The sequence below is a fragment of the Kitasatospora sp. NPDC029312 genome, assembly GCF_055569215.1.
Genome location: NZ_JBVHXY010000001.1, coordinates 61,417 through 85,016, shown reverse-complemented (window position 1 = coordinate 85,016; position 23,600 = coordinate 61,417). Strand labels below are relative to the sequence as shown.

At 71.3% G+C, this 23,600-nt stretch carries 13 protein-coding genes and 1 pseudogene; 6 read left to right on the top strand and 8 right to left on the bottom strand.

Annotated features, from left to right (window positions below):
• Positions 1-18: 18 nt before the first annotated feature.
• Complete coding sequence (locus ACZ4WV_RS00365) at positions 19-3,750, bottom strand: hypothetical protein (RefSeq protein ID WP_465741207.1); 3,732 nt, start codon at positions 3,748-3,750, stop codon at positions 19-21.
• Between the two features lie 3 nt (positions 3,751-3,753).
• Positions 3,754-7,383, bottom strand: a complete 3,630-nt coding sequence (locus tag ACZ4WV_RS00360; protein WP_465741205.1) for a hypothetical protein — start codon at positions 7,381-7,383, stop codon at positions 3,754-3,756.
• Positions 7,384-7,771: 388 nt separating this feature from the next.
• On the opposite strand from ACZ4WV_RS00360, the pseudogene ACZ4WV_RS00355 reads away from it, so the two are divergent.
• From ACZ4WV_RS00355 to ACZ4WV_RS00345, 3 genes and pseudogenes are all read left to right on the top strand, one after another.
• Positions 7,772-7,870, top strand: a pseudogene (locus tag ACZ4WV_RS00355) (transposase); the annotation flags it as partial.
• Positions 7,871-8,023: 153 nt separating this feature from the next.
• Complete coding sequence (locus ACZ4WV_RS00350; RefSeq protein WP_465741203.1) at positions 8,024-9,133, top strand: hypothetical protein; 1,110 nt, start codon at positions 8,024-8,026, stop codon at positions 9,131-9,133.
• Between the two features lie 20 nt (positions 9,134-9,153).
• Positions 9,154-10,248, top strand: a complete 1,095-nt coding sequence (locus ACZ4WV_RS00345) for a hypothetical protein (protein ID WP_465741201.1) — start codon at positions 9,154-9,156, stop codon at positions 10,246-10,248.
• Positions 10,249-10,616: 368 nt separating this feature from the next.
• Here the strand turns inward: ACZ4WV_RS00345 and ACZ4WV_RS00340 are convergent, their stop codons facing one another.
• From ACZ4WV_RS00340 to ACZ4WV_RS00325, 4 genes are all read right to left on the bottom strand, one after another.
• Positions 10,617-11,006, bottom strand: coding sequence for a hypothetical protein (locus ACZ4WV_RS00340; protein ID WP_465741199.1), 390 nt, complete (start codon positions 11,004-11,006; stop codon positions 10,617-10,619).
• A gap of 17 nt (positions 11,007-11,023) precedes the next feature.
• On the bottom strand, positions 11,024-12,616 hold the full coding sequence (locus ACZ4WV_RS00335; RefSeq protein ID WP_465741197.1) for a restriction endonuclease fold toxin-2 domain-containing protein: 1,593 nt from the start codon (positions 12,614-12,616) through the stop codon (positions 11,024-11,026).
• 1,014 nt (positions 12,617-13,630) lie between these two features.
• The gene (locus tag ACZ4WV_RS00330) at positions 13,631-15,547 is read right to left on the bottom strand and encodes a putative Ig domain-containing protein (protein ID WP_465741195.1); all 1,917 of its coding nucleotides are present in this window, start codon (positions 15,545-15,547) and stop codon (positions 13,631-13,633) included.
• 662 nt (positions 15,548-16,209) lie between these two features.
• On the bottom strand, positions 16,210-17,493 hold the full coding sequence (locus ACZ4WV_RS00325; protein ID WP_465741193.1) for a L,D-transpeptidase: 1,284 nt from the start codon (positions 17,491-17,493) through the stop codon (positions 16,210-16,212).
• Between the two features lie 261 nt (positions 17,494-17,754).
• Between ACZ4WV_RS00325 and ACZ4WV_RS00320 the strand changes: the two genes are divergently transcribed.
• Together ACZ4WV_RS00320 and ACZ4WV_RS00315 are read left to right on the top strand one after the other, a co-directional pair.
• The gene (locus ACZ4WV_RS00320; RefSeq protein ID WP_465741191.1) at positions 17,755-19,059 is read left to right on the top strand and encodes a helix-turn-helix domain-containing protein; all 1,305 of its coding nucleotides are present in this window, start codon (positions 17,755-17,757) and stop codon (positions 19,057-19,059) included.
• Positions 19,060-19,754: 695 nt separating this feature from the next.
• Positions 19,755-21,764, top strand: coding sequence for a family 20 glycosylhydrolase (locus tag ACZ4WV_RS00315; RefSeq protein WP_465741189.1), 2,010 nt, complete (start codon positions 19,755-19,757; stop codon positions 21,762-21,764).
• Here ACZ4WV_RS00315 and ACZ4WV_RS00310 read toward each other — a convergent pair.
• On the bottom strand, positions 21,713-22,006 hold the full coding sequence (locus tag ACZ4WV_RS00310; RefSeq protein ID WP_465741187.1) for a hypothetical protein: 294 nt from the start codon (positions 22,004-22,006) through the stop codon (positions 21,713-21,715). The two genes, ACZ4WV_RS00315 and ACZ4WV_RS00310, sit on opposite strands and share 52 nt — an antisense overlap.
• Positions 22,007-22,132: 126 nt before the next feature.
• The gene (locus ACZ4WV_RS00305; RefSeq protein WP_465741185.1) at positions 22,133-23,110 is read right to left on the bottom strand and encodes a right-handed parallel beta-helix repeat-containing protein; all 978 of its coding nucleotides are present in this window, start codon (positions 23,108-23,110) and stop codon (positions 22,133-22,135) included.
• A 132-nt stretch (positions 23,111-23,242) separates the two neighbouring features.
• Between ACZ4WV_RS00305 and ACZ4WV_RS00300 the strand changes: the two genes are divergently transcribed.
• A complete protein-coding gene (locus tag ACZ4WV_RS00300; RefSeq protein WP_465741183.1) occupies positions 23,243-23,590 on the top strand; it encodes a GntR family transcriptional regulator in 348 nt (115 codons plus the stop codon).
• Positions 23,591-23,600 lie beyond the last annotated feature (10 nt).

Genomic DNA, 23,600 nt, shown 5'->3' with positions numbered 1-23,600 from the left:
TCGTCGTGGCGCCGTCCCTCACCACGTCCCGAGCGGGACGACGTCGACGAACAGCGGTCGTCCCGTTGTGTCGGCGCCCGTGGGGGCGGGCTGGGTCTCGAACTCCTGGACGACGAGACGCTGTGCCTGCTGTCCGGTGTCGGGAAGACTGATCGGGCTGGTCTGCCCGAGGACGGCGCTCGCCGTGAGGACGGTGGACCAGCCGGTGATCCCGTCCGGCGCCGTCAACCCGGCCTTCTGGACCTGGAGTTGGGTCCGGACGGCGTTCCCGGCGCCGCCGGGCCCGAGGCCCTCCAGCACAACGCTCGCCTGCCCCGCGCTGCGGGTGACCGTCAGCCGCCGCTGCGGCGCGAGCTGGACGGGTTCGGTCAGCACCACCTGCGACACGTCGGGCACGCCAGGGACGGTGTACGGCTGGTAGCGGGCCAGGGCGAGCCGGACGAACGGGAAGTACGAGGCGGAGACCACCGGCGCCAGGTCGAGGTCGACGAACCAACGGTCGCCCTCGGCGTCGAACTCGACCTGGTACACGGCGGCGTCCAGCTGGCGCTGCAGCTCGGGCAGGATCACCTGGGCCCGGTGCGGCGCGTTGATCTGGGCACTGGTGAGGACGGCGGGCGGCGCGCCGGTGTCCCGGATCGGGTCGCGTCCGGCGACCGCGACGTACTGCAGTGCCTCGGGGGGCACCGGCCCGGCGGGGAAGGTCAGCAGCGCCAGGACCTCGCCGTCCCCCGAGGTGAACCAGGGCCGTGCCAGGAAGACCCGCAGACCGCCGCCCTGGCGCAGCCGGATGAGCGACTGCTGCCCGTCGGTGGCGCGGGTCCAGGAGAACGACGGCATGCAGTGGAGGAGTTTCGGGGCGGGCGGCCGCACCGAACTCGGCACGTCGGTGTCCGCGAGCTGTCCGGTGGCGAGGCAGGCGCCGGGGTCGGCGGCGAGAGCGCGTCCGAAGCAGTCCTCGAACCGGGACACGGCTGTCACGGCGTAGCTCACGTGGTGGTGGCGGGTGTCGCCGAACTCCTGGCGGATCACCGGGAACGCCTCGGTGGGCGGCAGGTGCTGGACCTCGTACGAGCCGACGTGCGCCATCCGCTGGAGGACGGTCGGTGCGGCCGGGGGACTGTCGTCCTGGTCGGTCCACTCGGCGTGGAGGTCGATCCGTCCCGTGCTCGGGATGTCGATCAGGAGCCCGTCCGTGCCGAGGACGGCGTCGTTGCCCCCGGGTTGCCGCTGCGCCGTCAGCCGCCCGCCCGGGTCGCTCAGCGGCCGCTGCACGGCGTGCACCATGGTGACCGTCCGCGGCGGCGTGATCAGGCGGTTCCGGCCGAGGACGATGTCCTGGAAGGCCTGCGCCCGCGGGTTGTTCGGGTCGACGCCCTGCCACCGGGCGATGCCGAACAGCCCGACGTCGCCGTACTGCACGCACGACGGGATGTCGAAGGTCACCTGCTCGGCCTGGCCGAGCGCGACCGTGAGGTGGCGGGGATCCAGTCGGCTCACCGTGCAGCCGCTCGCGGCCGCCGTCAGCCGCACGGACGCGGAGCGGAGGTCGGGCCAGGTGCCCTGCCAGACGGCCACCACGGGCTGGTCTGGTGGCACGATCGCCCCGGGCTGCCCGTTCGTCGGGTCGATCGGCCGGGGCCGTGCGTTCATCGCGACGAAGGAGCCGCTCGGGTCGGCCAGCCAGGGCAGCGTCGGGTCGGTCTCGGGCGCGACGACGTACGGGGAGGGCACGTCCGGTCCGGCGGGGACGACCTGCGCGCCCGGGAGGTCGGTGAGTGCGCGGTCGGCCCGGGTGGCGACGTCGAAGAGCCGCGCCACTTCCGTGGCGGGCGCGGCGGGGCCCAGTGCGGTGTCGAACGCGCCGTCGTACTGCATCGCCACGGCGAGCGAGCACTTCGGCGGCAGCAGGTGCCGCAGGTCGTAGGCGCGGTATCCGTGGAGGACCGCGTAGTCGTCCACCGACGTGCCGCGGTCGCTGCGGATCACCATGCGGTCCTGGCCGTCGCCGTCGGCGAATGCCAGGGTCGGCACCAGTTCGGGCGGCGGCAGGGGCTCGAAGCGCGAGTACGGGACGAGGTCCGTCTGCGCGTCGGCGGCGCCGACCTCCTCGGCGTGCAGGCCGCCCCCGACGAGGTCGGCGATCCTGACCCGGAGCCGGTACCGGCGGCCGAAGCGCAGCCGCGGCAGCGAGCCGGCGTCGCACTCCACCACCGTGTCGAGGGCCGGCACCACCGGCGGCGGCATGGCGTCCCCGGCGTCGGTGATCCGCTCGGGTCGCTGGGCCACCAGGCTCCAGCCGTCCCAGCGCGCCACAATCTGGTGCAGGTACAGCGCGTCGGCCGGGCCGGCGCCGGTGACCACCGCGCCGGGCCGCAGGCAGCCCTCGTCCAGCAGGCCGTCGGGCAGGAGCGGCACGCCGCCGATCGTGTAGTGCACCCGCCGCCGGCACAGCGAGTGCCAGGCGTTGGTGGTGTCGTCGAACACGTCGACCCGGTAGCCGCCCAGGAGGGAGTCCGCCAGCAGGGCCGGGGAGAGCAGGCCGGCCGGGGTGCTGCGCATGGCCGCCCGCAGCAGCTGCTTGCGGTGCTCGTCCTCCCGGTTCCGGTCCACCAGGGCGAACCCCAGCGAGTGCAGTGCGGGCAGCGCCCCGACCGGGGACGTGCCGGACGGCGGCGTCGACGCATCGGACCGGGCCGTGCTGACCAGGCGCAGAGCGGCGCCGTCCACGTCGAAGGGCATCACCTCGAACCGGGTGTTGCCGGAGGGCGCGAGACCGGTGCCGGCCAGCGGGAGGAGGCCCTCGCTGAAGCCGGTGGTCCATGGCAGCCCGTCGACGGAGTCCGGCAGGAAGCGGGTGCCCTTCAGCAGGTAGGCCGTGGTGGGCGAGAGGTCGGTCTGGGTGGCCGCGGCCCAGCCCGGCGGCGGGTTCGGGTCGGGGCTCGGCCACTGCGGCACCGCGCTCAGCTCCGCCGGGTTCGCCGGGGCGAGCTGGGAGGCGGGTACGGCGAGGTCGATCAGCAGGCCGAGCGCGCGCAGGACGAGGGGGTGGTCGCTCAGGTGCGCGACGGTCTGGTGGAACTCGCTCCCGGGCGCAGGCGCCATGCTCCTCTGCGGCGCCGTGACGGAGGTGTCGCGCCGGTAGAAGGCGTACGCCTGGGCGAGCGCCGGCTGGTCCGCGGGGGCACCTGCCGGACCGGTGGCGGGCTCCAGCAGTCCGGTCTGCCACTGATCGCCGATCGTCCGCAGCGCGGCCCGGAGCCCGGCGTGGCTCTCCGGCGCCGCACCGCGGTGCGCGGCCAGGGCCTGGGCGGTGGCCGTGTAGATGCTCCGGACCTCCGTACCGGCGTCGCCGGCCGGGAACACCTGGGTGCCCCGTCCGTCGAAGGAAGTGGCCCGGTACGGCTCCACGACCGTACCGTCGGAGAACAGCGCTTGCCAGGCGGCGAGTTGTCGGTCCGGCGTGAACCGGATGCTGGTCCCGTCGAGGGCGGTGCACGGGACGGGCGAGGACGGGACGGGCCGCCCGCCGGCGAGGACCTCGAAGCCCATCGCGGCGAGCCGCTCCGGCCAGCCCTGCATCCCGAAGTCCGCGACGGTGAGCGGGTCCGCGTCCGGGCTGAGCAGGCGCGGGGTCAGCAGCACGGACAGCAGCGCCATCGGCTCGGACTGGCCGGGGACCGTGACCACCCGGCCCGCCGGGATCACGGTCCAGACGAACTGCCTTTCCAGGCCGGTCGGTGATGACATGGGTCACTCTCCCGTGAAGGCCCGGCAGTACGTCTGCCAGGGGAAGGGTGCTCCCGGCGGCCCGGGCCCGAGCGCGGCTTCGACCGACGGATCCGGCCCGGGTGCGGCGGCGCTCAGGGTGCGGCGCAGCCCTGCGGCGTCCGGGCAGTTGCCGAAGCACTTGTGGCACTCCAGCGTGAAGGACTTGGAGAAGAACGTCAGGTCCACGGTGATCACGAGCTTCGCCGAACCGCTCAGCGACCCTTGGGTGGCGTTGTACGTCAGGCTGAGCGTCAGCTCGATCGAGACGTTGATCAGTCCCAGCACGGAGATGCTGCCACCGATCCGCAGATAGCCGGTGATCTCGGTGCTGGTGTCGTTCATGGCGAAGACGACCCCGCCGAAGACGTGCACCTCCGCGGACGCGATGACGAAGTCCATGGAGATGGCAGCGCCGAACTCGATCCCGCCGGTGAACCGCTGCAGGCCGCTGTGCGGACCTCCGGCGCCGAGGCCGAGTTCGAGGTACCCGCCGCCGCCGAAGCCGGCCACCGTGACCAGGAACGGCTTCTCCCGGGTGCCGAAGGCGAAGTCCATGACGACGGGCTGGCTGGTCAGCGACAGCGTGACCCGGATCTGGATGGTGAGGTTCTGCAGGCTGAACACCAACAGCTCGGCGCTGGGAACGACGATGGCGTACGAGGCGGTGATGGCGGTGGCCGAGGTGTCGATCCGCGGACCGCCGTTGCCCACGGTCGGGAGGTACTTCTCCAGCGTGGCGAGGAACCCCAGGTCCCCGTCGAGCGTGGCGCCCGACAGCTGGACGTCCAGGTTCAGCCGCTTGCCGGGGTCGGCGGTGAAGCGCACGGACCCGAAGGTGAGGACGACGTACGCCGGGAAGTTCTCGCCGGGGACGACCAGCGTGAAGTCGCCGATCGTTCCGGTGGCGTGCATCTCGGGCTTCCCGTCCACCAGTTGGGCCCGGGCGTCGAGGTTCAGCGCGCACGTGGCGCCGTGGCGGAACGGCCCGACGTCCTTCGTCAGTGCCTGCGTCCAGGTCAGCTCCGCCGACACGGTGGGCGTGCCCTCGCCGATCCACAGGAGCTTCGGCGGGTCCGTGACGACATCGAGGAGGCTGCTCAGCGGGACGACGCCGAAGAGGGTGGCGTCCGGGGCGAACAGCTTCGTGGGATCAGTCTGGAGGAGGTCGGCGACGGTCGGGCCGAGCGTTCGCGAGATCTGCGTCACGGTCATGTTGGGGGCGGCCAGCGATCCGACGCGCGCCCCGGCGGCCCCGAAGTCGAGCGCCTGCGGGGTCACGAGGTCGAGCAGTGCGTCGGGTGTCGGGCTGCCCGACGGGGTGGCGGCGAGCGCCTGCGAGATCGTGCTGGGGAGCGCGGGCAGCGGGCCGAGCAGCTGGCGGACCGCAGGCAGGCCGACGGCCAGCTGCGTCACCTGCGGGTAGAAAGCGACCCCGGTGTGTGAGAGCCCGGCCGCGACCCCGCCGAAGGTCATCGACTGCACCTCCTGCACCGCGCCCGCGGCTGCCCGGGTCGCGGACTCCATGGCGAGCGGGAGGCGGGTGCCGATGTCCGAGAGGGGCCGACCGAGGTCCGCGAAGTCTCCGGTGTTGGGGCCGTTCCCGTAGATCCCGTCGAGCGTCGCGCCGTAGGCGGCGCCGGTCGCGGCGTCCTCGACGAACAGCAGCGGCAGGTTCAGTTCCACGTCCTGCTGCCCGGCCGTCGCCTGGAGGGCGAAGACGACGGGTACCCGGCCGCGGGTCGGCCAGAAACACCGCGGCGGGCCGGCCGAGGAGTCCAGCGGGATCCAGGAGGCGTCGTCCAGGTCGTCGGTCTGGCCGGGGTCGATCGCGACTCGCTGGAACGGGAACCTGCGCTCGTGCGGGCCGCCCGCCCCGATGCCGTAGTCGTCGCGGACGGGCTCGGTGACGATCAGGAAGGCCCTCCGGTGCAGGGCGGCCACGGCGGGGTCGGTGCCGTCGAACCGGCGGTCGGACACCTCGATGTAGGCGGCCCGGTGGCCGAACGGGAACAGCGCACCGGGGACGGACACCTTGACGTGGAAGTCCCGGCCGAGCGCGGCGTCCTGGGCCCACTCCAGCCCGGGCCAGTGGGCGGCGGCGGAGAACCGGGCGCCGTAGGCGCTCAGGATCAGCCGGTCGACCGTGAGCGGATGACCGGGGTTCTGGCCGGCGGTCGTGACGATCGTCTGGTACCAGGTGTCCAGCGGAGTCCCGTGGTCGGCTCCGTCGGCCAGGGACTGTACGGGGTGCGCGGTCAGGTGTCCGCCGGGGCCGGCGACGTGGCTGTGCCACAGCTCGGTGCCGCCGGCCGAGCCGGTGGCGGGCAGGGTCCGGTGGGTGCACCTGGCGTCCGGTTGTACGGCGAGCAGCAGGTTCCAGGGGAGTTCAAGCCTGGTCACGGGGTCGGCGGCGGCGGAGGCCGTGGTGACCAGCGGCAGCCGGTTCATCGCGTCGAGCAGGCCGGTCACGGTGAGGGTGACCGGGTCCGGGCCGACGGCGAAGCACAGGGTGGACGGTCCGGCGAGGAAGCCCTGGGGCGGTTGCCCGGATTCCACCACGGTCTCGGCCAGGTGCTGCGGGGGCAGGTCCACCAGCAGGCTGCCGCCGCCCGGACCGGCCACCAGCTGCACCGTGCCGTCCGGCGCGGTCCGTTCCTGCAGGCCCTGGCTGCGGACGGTCAGGGTGACCAGGTCGTCCGGGCGCAGCACGGGGTAGCTGAGCGCGGCCGCGCTCGGCAGGTCGAGGAGCTGCCAGTCCTGCCAGCGGGTGTCGAACCGTCGGTGCATCAGCGCGGCATCGGCCCAGACGGCGAACACGTCGGTCCGGCCGCCTCCGGAGGCGACGGCGGCCAGCCGGGGGCCCGCCGCGCCGTGGGTGGTGAGGTCGCCGCCGAGGTGCTCCCAGCCGAGCCGGGGTTCCAGGGCGGAGTGCCACAGGCCCCGGTCGCCGCCCAGGAAGACGTCACGCTCCGTCGCGGTGAGACAGGTGAAGGACTGTTCGTCCCCGTCGGGCAGGGGGCCTAGCTCCTCCCACCCGGGTGGCTCGTGCACCGGTGGAGCGTCGCTCACGAAGCGTCGACGGCGCAGGCGCCGTTCGAGGATGTCGGCGACGAGGAGGTCGACCCGGCCGGGTGGGACGGCCACCGTCGCCGTGAGCCCGGGCGCCCGCTCGCCCGCTCGGAGCACGATCGGCTCCTCGCGCGGGTGCCAGTGCACGAACTCCCAGCCCCGGACGTTCGTGTCCAGTACGAAGTGGAGCTCACCGGGCCGGCGCGGCACGGCCGCGAAACCGGTGGCCGCGCCTTCCCCGGCGAGGGCGCCGAGGGGCGTCCAGTGCGGCCGCTCCTCAGCGCCCGGGCGCAGGCGCCACAGTTCACCGTCGGCGCTGAGGGCGAAGACCTCGACCGGACCGCCCTCGACCGCCGTCGCACTCAGCCAGTTGAAGCCGGGAGCCCCGGGCGAGGGCCAGGGACGGCCCAGCGCCCGCCAGGCGGTCCAGCTGCCGTCGAACGTCCGGTACCGCACACCGCCGTCGTCCGCGCCGGTGAAGAGGTGGAGTTCGCCGTGCCCCGGAGTACAGACGGCCAGGGCCCGTGCCGGGTGGTCTGTCATCGCGCGCCCCCAGCGAATGGACGCAGTGCCGATCGAGGGGGCGGGGGCCACCGGCACCCGTCAACTCTCGGTGTTTCCAGGCTATTCCCGGTTCGGGCAGACCTCAATTCGGTCACTGTGGGTAGTGCCCGCTGGAATCGTCCTCGGTGGTTCCGGCATGGGATGGCCCGGCCATGTGGCCGGGCCACCCCTTCGGGGCATGCAGCTGTCAGGCGGGCTGCGCGGCGGGCGCTGGGGCGGGCCACGCAGACGGACCGCCCTCGGTTACCGGACCGGGCCAGCGGATCCTCTCGTCCGCCGGCTTCACCGATCTGCAGGACTCGGCCGCTCTGCTCTACCGCAACCTGGTGTTCTCCCTGGACGATGTCGCGGGCATGGCCGGCGACGACGACGCCGGACAGAAGTCCTCCAATACCGTCCCGCAACCCTCAACGGCTTCATAGCCGTCACCGGCCTGACCCTCGACACCCCGACCTCACTTTGCTGAGCCCAAGTCAGTAACTCCTGATCCAGGGCGGGCCAGTTGGTGAATCAACCAGTTCGGGGAGACGTGCCCTGTGCCGGGCACCAGTAGTCCCTACCATCAGGTCGTTGCTTCAATCGGTCCGCCCCCCGCGACACCCGACCTGGAGGAACCCTCATGCCTTCACTCCCGATCTCCCGCCACACCAAGGACGCCGCCCCGACCCGCCGCCTCACCTCCGCCGGCACGGCGGTGGTCGTCGGCGCGCTGCTCGTCCTCGTGGCGCCGGGCACGGCCGCCGCCAACAGCGTCGCCGTCACCGTCCAGACGCCCGGGGCCACCAGCGGGCCCACCGCGATCGACTCCTCCGTCTCCACCAGCGCCCACTGCGCCAGCGGCCTCGTCTCCAGCGGCGGGATCGACCAGACCAACGGCACGGGCACCGGCTCCAACGGCAACCACGTCCTCGGCACCGAACCCAGCTCCGACGGCAGCACCGAGTACACCGGCACCACCGGCGTCGTCGGCACCGACGTGGCGTACTGGATCGCCAAGGGCGGCAGCGGCGGCCAGGTCAACTCCGGTTTTTCCACCACCCCGTACGCGCTGTGCCTGACCAGCACCCTGATCAACCACACCCAGGTGGTGATGAACAAGGCCAACACGCCCACCAGCGCGGCCATCGTCGGCCTGGTGACGGCGAGTTGCCCGTCCGGCACGGCCCTGCTCGGCGGTGGCGCGCTCGCCACCCCGAGCAACACCGGCAACCTGAAGGTGATCGCGAGCTTCCCCACCTTCAACGACGCCGCCCACGACTTCGGCAAGAAGGCCGCCGCCGACGGCGACACCAACCCGAACGCGTGGAGCGCCGTCGGCTGGGACAACAGCACCAACTCCACCAACGAGACATACGCATACGCCATTTGCAGCGGCAGCGGGATCAATGTCAGCGGCGTCACCGTCAAGGTCCGCTTCACCGAGGCCGCCGGCCCCAGCACCGGTGGCACCGGCCAGAACACCACCGCCACCTGCGGCACCGGCGACGGGAACCTGATCGCCGGCGGCGCAGCCGTCAGCGGCGGCTCCGTCACCACCATCGACTTCACCGGCCCCGGCTCGGCCGGCGACCACCTCAACGGCAGCTACCCGAGCGACTCCAGCGGCAACCCGGTCGCCAACGGCACCTCCACGGCGGCCTCCTGGACGGCCTTCACGCACACCGGCGGCATGGGCTCGACGACCACCCACTCCGACGTCTGGGCCCTGTGCGCCAACGACGGCGTCTGAACCACCGGAAGGCACTGACAATGAGACTCTCTCTTCTGGCCAAGGCAGCCGTCCCGGGCGCACTGCTCGCCCTCACCGCCCCGAACCTCGCGTACGCCGACTCCGCGAGCGTCACGGTGGCCAATCCCGGCGCCACGACCGGCCCGGCGACGCCCTTCACCGGCGTCTCGGCACACGCCGACTGCGAGGACGGGCTCGTCTCCGGCGGCGGGATCACCCAGACCACCGGCGACGACCGGGCCGGCAACGGCAACCACGTGATGGGCATCGCGCCCGGCGCGGACGACCTGGGCGAGTTCACCGGCACGCCCGGGGTGGTCGGCCGGGACGTCACCCACTGGCTCGCCTTCGGCGGCAGCGGCAGCAACTCCAGCCCCGCGTTCTCCAGCACGCCGTACGCGATGTGCCTGGACAGCAACCGGATCCGGCACACCCAGGTCGTCATGAACAAGGTCGTCGGGCCCTCGCTCTCGCAGGACTCGCGGCTCGTCACGGCCACCTGCCCGACCGGCACCCGCCTGATCGGCGGCGGCGCCCGCACCACACCCGCGAGCGTCGGCAGCCTCAAGCCGATCGCGAGCTTCCCGACCTTCGCCGACGCCGCCCACGACTCCGGCAAGAAGGCCGCGGCCGACGGCGAGACCAACCCCGACTCGTGGACCGCCGTCGGCGGCATCGGTGGCGGTCGCGACAGCGGCAACACCACGTTCGCGTACGCGATCTGCACCGGGGACGACGTCAAGATCAAGAACCTCACCACGAAGGTCGGCTTCACCGAGGTGAGCGGACCGACCGTGGCGGGCACCCTCGGCACGGCGACGGTCGGTTGCGACGACTCGGCCGACGAGCACCACAGCCGCTGGAGCCTGATGAGCGGGGGTGCCGCGGCCAGCGGCGGCAACGTGACGACGACCGACTTCTCGAAGGCCGGCTCCGGCGGCACCCACCTCACCGGTAGCTACCCGAGCGACGCCGACGCCACCCCGGCTGAGGACGGCACCGACAACCCCGACCACTGGACAGCCACCGTCCACGTCGGCGGCTCCCCCTCGCCGAACACCTACACCGACGTCTGGGCCCTCTGCCTGAGCACCCACCCGGGCCACGGGGACTGACCCCGCCCGTTGTGGCCTCTTCCGGCGCCGCTCCGGCACTCGCCGAACCGGTGACCCGTTCGCCACGACCCTCGAAGGCGCCGCCAGGACGTCTGCGCCGAACAGCGGCTCCGTCTGGGTGCCCAAGAGCGAGAACGACAGCCAGGGCGAGACGCTGGGCAACTTCTCTACGGCCTCGCGCGTGCTGGACGGCGCGACAAGTTCCACGTGCTGGTGTGCTGACCGACCGGCGCGGCGAGTACGTCCGCGCGGCCTGACAGCAACGGTGCCTCGGCCAGCACCTCCCGGCCGAGGCACCGCGCGGTGCTCTGGAGCGGGGCGCAGTTCGCTTCCCCTGTCGGTCCAGCCAAGGGTGCTCTGAGGGGTCGTTAGCCGAGGTCGAACAGTGACTGCAGCAAGGCCTCGATGTCCCGCGCGCCGGAGCCTGGTGGAACCACGCGGACGTTGTCCGGATCCGAGGCGACCATCACCACCGTCCTGGCGTCGGGTGGCAGGAGGCCGAGGAACCAGGCAATGGTGTCGGCCCACACCGCGGGATCGCCGTCGCGCAGGATCAACTGTCCGTCCTCGAAGTAGCTGCACTGCCGGACCATGCCGTCGACATCGACGTCGAAGTCGATGTAGTCCTTGTCGCTCACCGGGGCGTGCTTGAGCCAGGATTCCATACCGGGGAATCGGGCGCGCAGGTGTTCTTCGGCCTCCTCCGGGGTGAGCGACCAGGTGGTGCCGGGTGCGGCGCCGAGGTAGATGGTGTCCAACGGAGCTCCTTGCCGAATTAGGGGATGACGCGGACGTTGCTCTTCACATGGTGCTTGGCGAGCAGGTACTGCCAGTATCCGACGGTGGCCTGGTCGGGGGTGTCGACCTCCAGGTACTGGGCGTGGTTGGCCGGGTTGTCGATGGCGGCTTGGTAACGGGACAGCTCGGACTCGTCGTCACCGAGAACGAACTTGACGTTGAACTTCCCCTCTTGGAGCCCCTGGAGGGACCGGGGACTGCAGCCCTGCTTCCGGACGTTCTTCGCGTCGATCAGCGCGCCGTCGGCGGGCCGGAATCCGTCCGCCCACACCTTCTCCCCGTTCGCGCCGTAGACCAGCCGTTCCGGCGTGCCCGCCACGCGCAGCTGGTAGGCGCGGTCGTCTGCGGTCCCGTAGTTCGGGGGCCGCTGATCCATGCTCTCGATCCAGGTCTTGGCCGCCATCTGCTGCGCCGGGTCGTAGAGCGGGTACGGGCGCGGCTCGGGAGGGGGCGGAACCGGACCGACGGCGGGATTGGCGAACGGGCTTTGCCCGGCTGGATTCGGGGCGCCTCCGGCCGGGCCCCCGGGTGCGGCGTTGGCCGCGTCAACCCCGGCCACCGCGGTGGCGGCCGTAGCGGTGCCGGCGAGCACCACGAGCCGCGAGGCGAGAGAGGAGACGATGGCCTCGGCTTCGGCGACGGCGGCAGCCGCCGCCATCTCCGCTTCGGCGGTCGCGAGCGCCTCGACCGCGACCGCGGCGTCAGCGGCCAGGGCCGCGTCAGCGGCAGCCGCGGCGGCGTCCGAGCCTCCTAACGTGAAAACCGTCAGCAGCACGCCGGCGGTGGTGACCACGCCGGCCGTCACGCCGAGCTCGATGAGCTTGTTCTGGCAGTCGTCGATCGCCTTCGCGTACTCGTTGCAGATGGCCTGCAGTTCCCGGCACGCGGCGGAGATGTTCTCCATCAGCGAGAGTTTCGAGGACGCTGTCGTCCCCCCGGCGGGACAGGCGTTGAACACGGTGGCGGCGTAGCTCTTGAAGCCCTCGACCGCGTCCCCGGAACACTTCGCTGTCACTTCCGCCGCGTGGAGTCCCGCGTTGCGCTGCGCCTGGTCGATGAGGGACGCGCAGTGTTCCCAGACCTGGGCGGCGCTGCGCAGCCGCTTCGGGTCGCCTTGGGGCCAGAACTTCCCGATGACGGGAATCTCGTGGACTTCTTTGCTGCCGGTGACCATGGGAAGGCTGGCGTGGGCTTCGTTCGGCTCGCACTGCTGCGAGCCTTTGGCAAGACCGGACGACGTGTTGATCTTTCCGGTGAAGGCCGCGGCGACGGAGTCCTGGACGGCCAGGTAGTTGGAGGCCATCGTCAGGAGCCTGCTCGACACGGTGGCCATCCCCTGCCCGGCCTTGCCTATCGCCTGGACGACAGTCTTCGCCGCCGGCTCGTACTTCCCGGCGAAGGAGTGGGCGATGGAGTCGTCACCGGCCATGCCCGCGGTGGAGGCGAGGTCTCCGACGATCCCGTCGGCGATGTTGTAGATGAAGTCCTTGGTGTCGAGGAACTGCAGTGATGCCCGGAACACGGTGTCCGGGTCGACGGTGAATCCGGTGCCTGTCTCTGGTCCTGCCACTCCTTGTCCCCTTCCCCCCGGGTTCGTCATGCCGCTCAATGTGCGACGACGACGTGTCCGGCTGTGGTTCCGCGTGCGGGCGGTCGGCCAACTCGTCTCGGAGCGCCCGTCGTTAGTGGCCTACCCGCTCGCGGAGTTCGGTACCGGGCTGTCGATCCCGTAGAGGCAGATCAGGATGGCCGGTGATCACGGCCGGTGCCAACCCCCGCCGCGCGGGGCCCTGGGGTAGCCTCCACTCCGACCGGGTAGAGCCTGGCCGACCGTCCTCGTGCCCTTGGGCCGTCGCGGTCGTCGGCAGGGCGACTGTCCCGACCGGGACCGTCGCGGTGCCCGCCTTCGCACCACCGCTCGGGCCTCGCCATCCCCCACGGCGCCGGGCTCGTGGACACCGCCTGCCCGGCTTCCTCATCCCGGCGGCGGGCTCGGATTGCTCCCCAGCCTCACCGGCCGCCGGTCGGCTGCCCGGCGGGCGGGGCGCCGGACCGTCCGACCTGATCGTGGCCGGTGGCTGATCACGCTCCGCGAAAGGGCTTTCCCTATCGGAGGATCGAGCCGGATCTGTGACGACACGTCGGTGCGCGAGTACTGAGCCGCTGACGCCGTCCTTCTTCTCGTGGGGAGAACACCCGGCCGCGGGCTGCGGACGCCACGCCAGGAGATTAGTGCACCTCCCACCAGGCCGCGAGGTCACTCGGCACCGAACCCCGATGCCGCTCGGCCCTCCGAAACCCTCATCCAGCCCTGGCTCCCACATCATCGGAGGCGGCTGCCCGACGTGAGGGCGTTGCCGAGCGCTTGCTCAGCGCTTGACAGTACGTTGACCGCCGACCCGGTTCCCATGGTCAGGGCTCGAGAGCGCTCGCCGGACCACCGCTGAGCCGGCCACGCCGTGGGATCCGGGCCCGAGGTTCCGCGGCGGCTCGGCTCCCGGGTGCCGCCATGGACGGCCGACCACCCAAAGGGTGGGCCCGGCGGCAAGGAGCCGCCGGGCCGTACGTTCGGACGGGCCAGGGGTCAGCTGGTCTGGATCGCGGTGTCGTCGATGACGAAGCTGGTCTGGAGGGAGGAGTCCTCCACGCCGGTGAACTTCAGCGTGACGCTCTGACCGGCGTAGGCCGACAGGTCGATCGTCTTCTGGGTGTAGCCGGTGTTGTGGTCGAGGTTGGAGTACGTGGCCGCCGTGGTGCCGTTGACGGTCACGGTGAGCTTGTCGTACTGGGTGGTCGTGGTGGTTTCGGCCGTGTCGATGTGCAGCCAGTAGCTCAGGGTGGCCTTGCAGCCCGACGGGATGGTGACGGTCTGCGCGAGGCTGTCGGTGTGGGTGCTGCCGTAGCCGTCCAGCCAGGCCTTCCAGGAGCCGCTGTGGGCGGGCTCGGACGTCGAGTTGTCGATGACGCCACTGGTCGCGGTCCACGGCGCGGCGGAGCCGGTCTCGAAGCCGGGGTTGCCGAGCAGTTGGGCCGGGGTGCAGGAGCCTCCGGTGCCGTTGACCGTCCAGCCGAAGCTGGTGGAGCCGGTGGCGCCGGTGGTGTCCTTGGCGGTGGCGGTCACGGTGTAGTTGCCGGCGGCGGTGGCGGTGCCGGTGATCAGGCCGGTGGCCGAGTTGATGGACAGGCCGGTCGGCAGGCCGCTGGCCGAGTAGGTGAAGCTCTGGCCGGAGGCCGAGTCACTGGCCTGGATCTGCAGGCTGACCGAGGCGCCCTGCGCGGTGGTCTGGTTGCCGGGGTTGGTGACGCTCACCGTGTTGCCCGTCGAGCCGCCGCCCACGATCGGGTGGGAGATCGCGCAGGAGTTGGTGTCGTTGGACCAGCTGGCCTGCTCGGCCCAGGTGCCGAAGCTGCCGAAGGTGATGTTGGCCGCGCCGCCCGCGGTGCCCGGGGACAGCCATGCACACTCGTCGGAGTTCTCCTGGCCGTTGTACGAGCTGCCGGACACGTGGTTCGTCCAGCCGCCGGCCGGGTTCTGGTCCGACATCATCTCGTGCCACTCGTGGCCGAGGGTCATCGTGAAGCCGTCCAGCGTACCGGGCGAGTTGACGAAGCCCACGCCGCAGCCGGCGCCCGAGTCGATGTTGTACGGCTGGTTGCTGAACGCGACGTCGCCGTACGGAGAGTTGACCGCGCCGCCGGTCAGCGTGGTGTCACCGTTGTAGTCGTGCCACGCGCAGTACTGGTTCTGGTAGTTGTCCGGGTTGGTGCCGTGCGGCGACAGGATCACGTAGTAGGCGTCCCGGTTGGACGCCGCCGTGGTGTTGCCGAAGTGCGCCGCAGCGTTGACGGCTTCCTGGCCGAGCTGGTGCCCGGTGGCCGCGCTCGGCGACGCCGCCGCGTTGTCGTACCAAACGCCGGCGAGCACGCCACCGCTCTGGTACGGGACGAAGTTCGCGTTGGAGGGACAACTGGTGGCCCCGACGGCCACGTTGGGCCCGTCGCACCACTGCGTCAGGTCTGCGGACCACAGCTCGTTGCCGGTGCCGATGCCCTTGAACATCTGCTGGGTGGCGCCCGCCGCCCCGGCCGAGTCGCCCGAGAACTTGGCGTTGCCGTTGGCGTCCGTGGTCTGCGTGCCCCACTGGTTGCCGTAGAAGACCAGGTAGACCTTGGAGTGGCCGCTCTGCACGCCGATCCCGTCGATCCCTCCGCCGTAGGAGAGGGTCTGCGGTCCGGTGGCCGCGCTGGCACTGGACTCCTGGTGAGTGGAGGCCCACTGCTTCATCTTCTCGTTCTGTGCGATGGTGGGCATGACGCCATGCCGGTAGGGGTGCTGGTAGGCAGGGCTGTACGGGTTGGTCACGGAGGCCTTCTGCGACGACGCCGCTTCGTCCGCCGCCTGGGCGGCACCGCCGGTGATCAGGGCGGCGGTGACGAAGGACAGCGACGCGACGGCGGCCAGGGCCGCTCGTCTGAGCGCACGGACGTGGGGGATGCCCATGTGTGGGGGTTCCTCTCTCCTGCCGTCTCCGGTGCCGGTCGGCCCGGATGACGGCTCGTGGCAGGGCGGGTGCCGGCGAGGACTCGGGCGCGAGGCGTAACGGTGGAGTGGCCCGTGCTTGCCGGCAGTGCCGTGGGGGGCTGATGGGCGTCGACCGACGCCGTGTCAGCGGCGAGCTGCGGTGCGGTGGTGGAGCAGCGGAAACCAGTGCCCGGTGGCCGGCCTGCGGAGGCTCCGGCGGGGGCCGTGAACGGAAGAAAAGCAGCGGTGACAGGCCTCAGTCAACGGATAATGCAAAAGAAGGATGTGCGCGCCGCCGAAACTCGTGGGAAGGGAAGAACCTGACGAGAAATCGGCAATGAAATGCTCTCGTCTTCCATCATTTCGGGATCTCCGGAATAGCGCGTACCCCGGTCACCGGCCCGACGTTCTCGGCAACGCCCGGTCCGCCCCGACGCGTTACAACACCATCGGACCCGGCCTCAGACGGCGTCGCCGGCTCGCCTGAATCCAACACCGAGGGTCGGCGGCGCCAACAGGAACGCAAGACTTCGCCGAGGTCGTCGGGGTCATCGTCCAATCCAACCCCTCCAGCCGTACCCGGGCCAGCCTCCTCAGCCACGAATCCGCCGGACGCCGCCGCGACCGGCCTCTCTGATCCGCTACCAGTTGACCCAGTGGAGGTTCCAGCCGCCGAGGCCGTTGTCGGGGGCGACGGTCTTCTCCTTGGTGTTCACGACCGTGACGACGTCGCCGATCAGCGAGCTGTTGAAGAACGACCCGGCGACGGAAGTGTCGCTGCCGCCCTCCACGTCCTTGAGCGAGACGCAGCCGTGGCTGGTGTTGGTCTTGCCGAACGGGTCGCCCTTGTACCAGTAGTTGCCGTGGAGGTAGGTGCCGGACCTGGTCAGCCGCATCGCGTGCGGTACTGCGGGGATGTCGTACTCACTGCCCAGGCCGACGGTCTGGGAGTTCATGTGGGTGACCCTCTCCTTGGACATGATGACCATGGTGCCGCCCCAGGAGGGGTGCTTGTCGTCGCCGAGGGTGGCGGGCACGGTGGTGGACTTGCCGTCCCGCACGATCGTCATCTGGTGCGCGGCGGCGTCCGCGGTGGAGACCTGGGAGCGGCCGATGGTGAACGGTTCGTCCTTGTCGACGTCGCCCCAGACGCCGGGGGCGACTTCGACGTTCTTCAGCCGGAAGTGGATGGTGACCTTGGTGTTCGGCTTCCAGTACTCGGCCGGGCGGAAGTCGATCCGGTTGTCGCCGAACCAGTGGCCCTTCACCTCGGTGCCGTTGTCCGTCTCGAAGGTGATGGCCTTGGCGACGGCGTCCTTGTTCACGACCTTGGTGCTGAAGTCCACCTTGACGATCATGCCGACGCCGTAGGTCTGGCCGTCGGCGATGTTGTCGTTGGTGGAAACCTGCTTGCCGGGCGAGACGGTGGTGAAGGCGCTGGTGGCCGCGGAGACCAGACCATCGCCGTCCTTCGCCTGGGCGTTCACCGTGTACGCCGTGCCGGGGGCGAGCGCGGCGGCAGGCTTCCACCCGGTGCCGTCCGGGGTGATCGAGCCCTGGACGGACTTGCCGTCCTTGTCCGTCACGTCGACGGCGGTGAGCTTTCCGTGGGAGACGGACACCTGGAGCGCGGTCGGCGCGACTCCCTGCGCCCCGTCCTTCGGCTCCACGTCCAGCACCGCGGTCGATGTCCTCGGCGTCGCCGCAGCGGCGGCCCCGCCGGAGGCGGCCGAGGCGGCGGCGGCCGCCCCGCTGGAGGCTCCGGAGACGGCGGCGCCGGCCGATGCGGCGTCACCATGCTCGCCTTGGCCGTCGCCGCAGGCCGCGGTCATCAGCAGGGCCCCGCCCATCGCCAGTGCCACCGCGCCGCGGTGGAAACGGTCGCTGGTGCGTATCGCGGCCCGGGCCGCCCCAACAGTGCTCACAGTTGCTCCCTCTCGGTGTTCGCCGTCAGCTTGGGCGCCGGGTCGTCCCGGCCGCAACGGTGCGCCGACGATCAGGGACGCGGGGACGCCTTTACCGGGTTTGAGCTGGGAAGACGTAATCTTCCTGGGACGCGCTCGCGGCGCCGGGAGCGCGCGGCCGGCGCCGGCGGTGCCTCGGGGAACCGCGGGACGGTCTGCGGCGTGCTTCTCTGCCGGAGCTCGCGTCGACACCGAGGGGGCTCACGAGCGGGTGGAGGAGCAGTGCCAGAGGGGACCGGGGAGTTGAGGGAGGCGGACGAGGTTGCGCGGCTGCTCCAGGAGCTGAAGAGCCGGTCGGGGCTCAGTTACGGCGCGCTGGGGAAACGGCTGCACGTGAGCACCTCGGCCCTGCACCGCTACTGCAACGGCGATGTGATGCCGGTGGAGTTCGCCCCGCTTGAGCGCCTCGCGCGGCTGTGCCGGGCGACACCGGAGGAGCGCACCGAGCTCTATCGGCTGTGGGTCATCGCCCACGCGGCGCGGACGAACCGGCAGGCGCCCGCGCCCGCGGCGGAGGCGGAGGCTTCGTCAGCGGCTCCGGTGGCCCGGATGGTTCCGGACACCCCTGCCGCTCCGGGACCGGAGGAGACACGGGAGGAGACACCGGCCACGGCAGCCGCCGCCGGGGCCGGGATGGCCGCCCCGGGGCGCGTCCCCGCCGTACCACCGCAGCGGCGAGTGCCCCGGGGTGCACTCGCCGCCGTGACGGCTGCCGCGGTGCTCGCCACCATCGGGGCCGTCGCCACCGGCCTCAAGACCCACTCTGGCGGTTCGCTCACCTCCGCTCCCGCCCGGGCCGCGGACGCCGGTCCGTCCACCGGTTCCCCGGCGCCCGCTTCTGCCGCTACGCCCGTCGGCACCGGCGCGACCCCGTCGGGGCCGACCGGCGCCGCGGACCAGGGCGCGAACGCCCCGATCAGCGTCTCGGTCCGGCCGTCCGGCCGGGACACCGCGTGCGACCAGTACGTGGTCGACCGCCCGCCGTCGGAAGTCCCCCGACCGCCCGCAGTGGTGGACGTCCCGGCATGGGTCTCCCGGGTCGGTGCGGTCGCCGGCCACTACCAGTCGATCGAGCTCACCGTGCAGGGCACCGACAGCGAGACTGTGGTGCTGACCACCCTCAACGTCCGCATCGCCCGGATGGCTGCCCCGCTGCCCTGGAACGCCTACTCCATGGGCGAGGGCTGCGGCGGCGGAGTCGACGTCCACTCCTTCGACCTCGACCTGGACGCGGCCCGCCCCCGTCCGGTCGTGACCGAGGGCAGCACCGGTCTGCCGGTCAAGGTGAGCGAGCGGGACCCGGAGGTCATCGAGGTGACCGCCGAGACCACCTCCCATGACGTCAGCTGGTACCTGGAACTGGAGTGGACCAGCGGCAACCGGAAGGGCACGCTGACCATCGGCCCCGACACGGGCACGCACCCCGGCCAGGGCACGCCCTTCCGCACCAGCGCGGTCAAGGGCCGGCCGCTGTACAGCTACCCGACCGGCGGGACGGACTGGGAGCCGAGCCCTTTCCAGCAGTGACGGCCGCGGGGTCCCGGCACCGGGGCCCCGCCTCGGATGTCGAAACCGGGGCCGCCGGAACGGGCTCGAGCTGCGCGAGCACCCCCATCACACGCCACACCGCAGCCGGTGACCTGCACGAATCACGATGAAACCTCCTCAGTGGCATCTCACTCCACTTCCGACCCGACGCCACCTCCTCGCCGCCACCCGATACCGCACCGAGCTGTTCGCCCGCTTCACCATCCGGGAGCGCGTCACCGGCAGCGCAGACCTGCCGACCGCAGCCTCACCCGGCGCCCCCGGGCCCACCACGCCATGACGCGTGCTCAGACGCCCGTGGCCCCAGCAGACCTGACAACACCCCTAACACGTTCACCAGGACAGATGCACCCCTCACAGCCTGATCGACGTGCTCACTGCAGAAGAGCTACACCCAAAGTGCTTTGGTAGTACGTGCGTTGGCGGCCACTCCCACTTTGCTCCCGACTGCGGTGCGGCCTGCTCTCCTTGACTTGCTGCTTGCAGGGTGCGACGGTTTTGCCAAAATCTGGGTTTTTGCTCGCTTATTCGATCAATATCGAGCAGACTCGCACATTGGAGCTCCCGTGAGACTTCACCGACGGCGGACCGGGCGCACACACGTCGCCCCAACCGCCCTCCTGGCAGCGGCGGCCAGCACCCGAAACCCGCTCGGAGCGTCATCAAGGCGGCGAGTGGCAGTCCTCGCAGTCCTGGCAATCCTCACCACGACCACCAGCGCGCTCACCTCCGGCAGCGCCGCCGCGGCGACCGTGAATCCGGCGCCGCTGACTGTTCCCTCGATCCAGCAGTGGACCGGCGGCACCGGCACACTGACCCTCACCAGCGCGAGCCGGATCGTGGTCCGACCTGCCGACGCGCGCTCGCTGACCGCCGACGCCGGCACCTTTGCCGCCGATCTGGCCAACGAGACCGGGCTGGCCCTGCCCGTGGTGACCGGCTCGGCGCCGAAAAGCGGCGACATCTTCGTCGAACTCGACACCACCACCACCCAGGCCGAGGGTTACACAGCGGCGATCGGCGCCAACGTCACCATCCACGGCCGGACCGCTGCCGGCGTCTTCCATGGCGAGCAGACGATCGAGCAGATCCTCGCGCTGAGCCCCACCCACAAGAGTCTTCCGCTCGGCACGGCCGTCGACTGGCCGACCGTCGGACAGCGGGGCGTCATGATCGACGTCGGCCGGCACTTCTGGTCGGTCGCCGACCTGAAGGCCGAGATCCGGCAGATGAGCTGGTACAAGCTCAATGACTTCCACATCCACTTCACCGACAACGACGGCTTCCGCCTGCGGTCCACGACCTACCCGAACCTCGCCGCACCCGGCGCCTCGTACAGCCACGCAGACATCGCCGATCTGGTCTCCTACGCGGCCAAGTACAACGTGACGCTGCTACCGGAGATCGACGTTCCCGCGCACTCGGCGCCGATCCTGGCCGCCGACCCGAGCCTGGCCTGGCAGTGCCCGTCGATGGCCGCCCCGGGGAGTCAGAACAACCGGACGCTGGACATCACCAATCCGGCCACGCTGACCTACGTCACCAACCTGCTCAAGGAGTTCGTGCCGCTGTTCCCCAACTCCCCGGTCTTCCACACCGGCGGCGACGAGTACCCCGATGACACAGCCCAGCAGGCATGCCCCGAGCTGGTCCAGTACGCGGCGAACAACCACTACCCGAGCACCGACGCCGTGTTCGTGGACTTCACGAACAAGCTCGACACCGTCGTCAAGGGACTCGGCAAACGGATGGAGGTCTGGAACTGGTGGGACGCCCTGAACAGCTCCACAGTCGGCCCGAACAAGGACATCCTCATCGACGGCTGGACCGCCGACCCCACTGGGCTCACTCAGGAGGGCTACGAGGTCGTCGTCAGCTCCCAGAACTGGTACATCACACCGGGCCTGGGCCTCTATCCCGACGACGCCTCCCTGTACTCCTCCTGGACGCCTTCCACCGCGACCGGCATCAACGGCTATGAGGTCTCGCTGTGGGGCGACTACAAGCAGACGATGACCGACGCCACCTTCGACTCGTACCTGCACCGCCCACTCGAGCTCCTGGCCGACCGCACCTGGGGCGGACCGCTCACCGCGAGCAGCAACTACACCTTCGAGGACAACGCCGACGCGATCGGCACCCCGCCCGGCGTCCCGCAGTACGCGCCGCAGGGCGGCACCCTGCTGGCCGGAACCGCCTACGGCACCTCCCCCGCATACGAGAACGGCACCAACACCTACCAGAACGTGTTCGACGGCAATGTCGGCACCTACTTCGACTACTCGCAGCCCGACGGTGGCTACGCGGGCCTCGACCTGGGCACGCCACAGCAGGTCACGAGGATCCGCTTCGTGCCACGCCCTGGCCAGGAGCAACGCATGGTCGACGGGCTGTTCCAGGGCTGCACCACCGGTCCTGACAGCAACTGTGTGACCCTGGCGACCGTCACGAGCCGGCCCACCGACGACTGGTTCCAACTGCCGGTCACCGACACCGGAAAGTACCGCTGGGTGCGGTACGTCAGCCCGGCCGGCGGATACGCCAACATCGCCGAGGCCCAATTCTGGGGCCCGCCCGCCACCGGGATGATCACCGCGGGCACGCACACCGTGGCCGACGTCGGCTCCGGCGCCTACGCCGACGACCTGACCGGCGACTCGACGTCCGCCGCCGGCCAGCGGTAGTCGGCGACGGCGGCGTTGGGGTCGGTGCTCGCGGCGGCGGCGACTGCGGCGGCGGCCGTGTAGCCGCCAGGGGCGAGGCCGCTCTGCCCGGCGGCGGCCTGGCGGAGCGTCCACCCGGTGTCGCTGAGACGGGGGCAGACGCGGTCGGTGCGCGGCTCGCTGTGGCGCAGGCGGCGGCGGGTGGCTGGGCGGGCGGCTTCGGCGGTCGGCGACGTCTGCCGTTCTTCCCCCTTGGTCGGCACACCCTGGCCGCGAGCCCCCGCACAAAGTCATCGCAGCCTGACGAAACCGACCACGTGTTGCAACGACCTTAGAAACCGCCGGGCCGAGGGCCGGGATTTGGGGCCCGGGTCTGCGGTCCCTGACGCCTAGTTCGGTCCGACCGGGACGCCGGGGTTCACCAGGCCACGGCCGCCGGTGACGGTGTTGCCCGCGCCGATGGTCGCCGGGCAGCTTGCGGAGTAGTTGGTGACGTCGATGGCGTAGCGGTCCGGCCCGGTGGCGCCGGTGAGGTCGGAGTGGTTGCCCCGGAAGACCGTGCCGCAGCCCCAGCCGGGCTGGACGCTGTGGGTCTGGTAACCGTCGTCGGTGGTGCGCCGGCCGGTGTTGTTCTCGATGGTGTAGCCGTTGCCCTTCACGTCGATCCACGAGTCGTCGTAGTTGCGGCCGGTGAGGCCGTCCCCGTCGAAGGAGTTGCCGGAGACCACGCCGCCCCGGGTGCCCTCCTTGAGGTCGACGTTCTCGGCGCCGATGCCGGGGCCGAAGGTGTTGCCGGCGATTTGCACGTAGTCGCTGTGGTCGGTGAGGGTGTTGGCGGTGCCGACGTAGACGCCCTCGCCCATGCCGTCCCGGTTGAGGCCGGTGTCGTGGATGTGCGAGTCGCGCAGCGTTCCGTGGGCGCTGGAGTTGCGGAAGTGCACGCCTTCCATGGTGGTGTGGTGGACCGTCACGCCGTCCAGCAGGACGTAGTTCGCGGCGTCGGCCATGATGCCCTTCTGCGCGCCGGTGACGGTCAGGCCGTGGACGGTCCAGTAGCTCGCGCCGTCGAGGTGGAGGCCGTAGCCGCCGCCGGTCGGGGTGGTGAGCACGGCCTTCGGCGAGCCGGTGAGGGTGATCCGCGCGGCGGCGGTGCCGGGGGTGGTCGCCTTGAAGCTGCCGGAGTAGGTGCCGTCGGCGAGTTGGATGGTCTGGCCGGGCACGGCGGCGGCGAGCGCGGCCTGCAACTGCTTGGCGGTGCTGACCTTGACCACGGCCCCGGTCGGGGAGGCCGCGACGGCGGCGGGGGCGGCGGCGCAGCCGAGGGCGAGGGCGGTGAGCGCGGTGAGGGTGGTGAGGCGGTTCGTCACGACGGTGCTCCCTGCGGTGGGTGCGACGGGTAGGAACGGGCCGCCGCCCACAGTGGACTGGACCATTCCAGGCGTCAAGGGCGCCTCGGAGCCGCAAGGCCGGGTCGGCATGGTGCTATCGTCAGTAGCACCATGTTGCTGAAGCTGGACCTTGGTGACGCCCGCCCCCTGCACGAGCAGGTGGCGGGTGCGATCCGACGCGCCGTCGCGGAGGGCGAGTGCGCCCCCGGCGACAAGCTGCCGCCCGCCCGGGAGCTTTCCCGGGCCCTCGGGGTGAACACCAACACCGTGCTGCGCGGGCTGCGCGCCCTGCGCGACGAGGGGGTGCTGGAGTTCCGCCGGGGCCGTGGCATCACGGTCGCGGCGGACGCCGGATCGCGCGCCGAACTGGTCGACCGGGTACGGCGGTTGATCGCCGACGCGGCGCGGGCCGGCTACAGCAGGAACGAACTCGTGGAACTGATCAGGGGGATGCCGTGAAGGACTCGGA

Coding starts and splice junctions, on each gene's coding strand:
- ACZ4WV_RS00365 (WP_465741207.1), bottom strand. CDS start 3,750: ATGTCATCACCGACCGGCCTGGAAAGGCAGTTCGTCTGGACCGTGATC.
- ACZ4WV_RS00360 (WP_465741205.1), bottom strand. CDS start 7,383: ATGACAGACCACCCGGCACGGGCCCTGGCCGTCTGTACTCCGGGGCAC.
- ACZ4WV_RS00350 (WP_465741203.1), top strand. CDS start 8,024: ATGCCTTCACTCCCGATCTCCCGCCACACCAAGGACGCCGCCCCGACC.
- ACZ4WV_RS00345 (WP_465741201.1), top strand. CDS start 9,154: ATGAGACTCTCTCTTCTGGCCAAGGCAGCCGTCCCGGGCGCACTGCTC.
- ACZ4WV_RS00330 (WP_465741195.1), bottom strand. CDS start 15,547: ATGGGCATCCCCCACGTCCGTGCGCTCAGACGAGCGGCCCTGGCCGCC.
- ACZ4WV_RS00300 (WP_465741183.1), top strand. CDS start 23,243: ATGTTGCTGAAGCTGGACCTTGGTGACGCCCGCCCCCTGCACGAGCAG.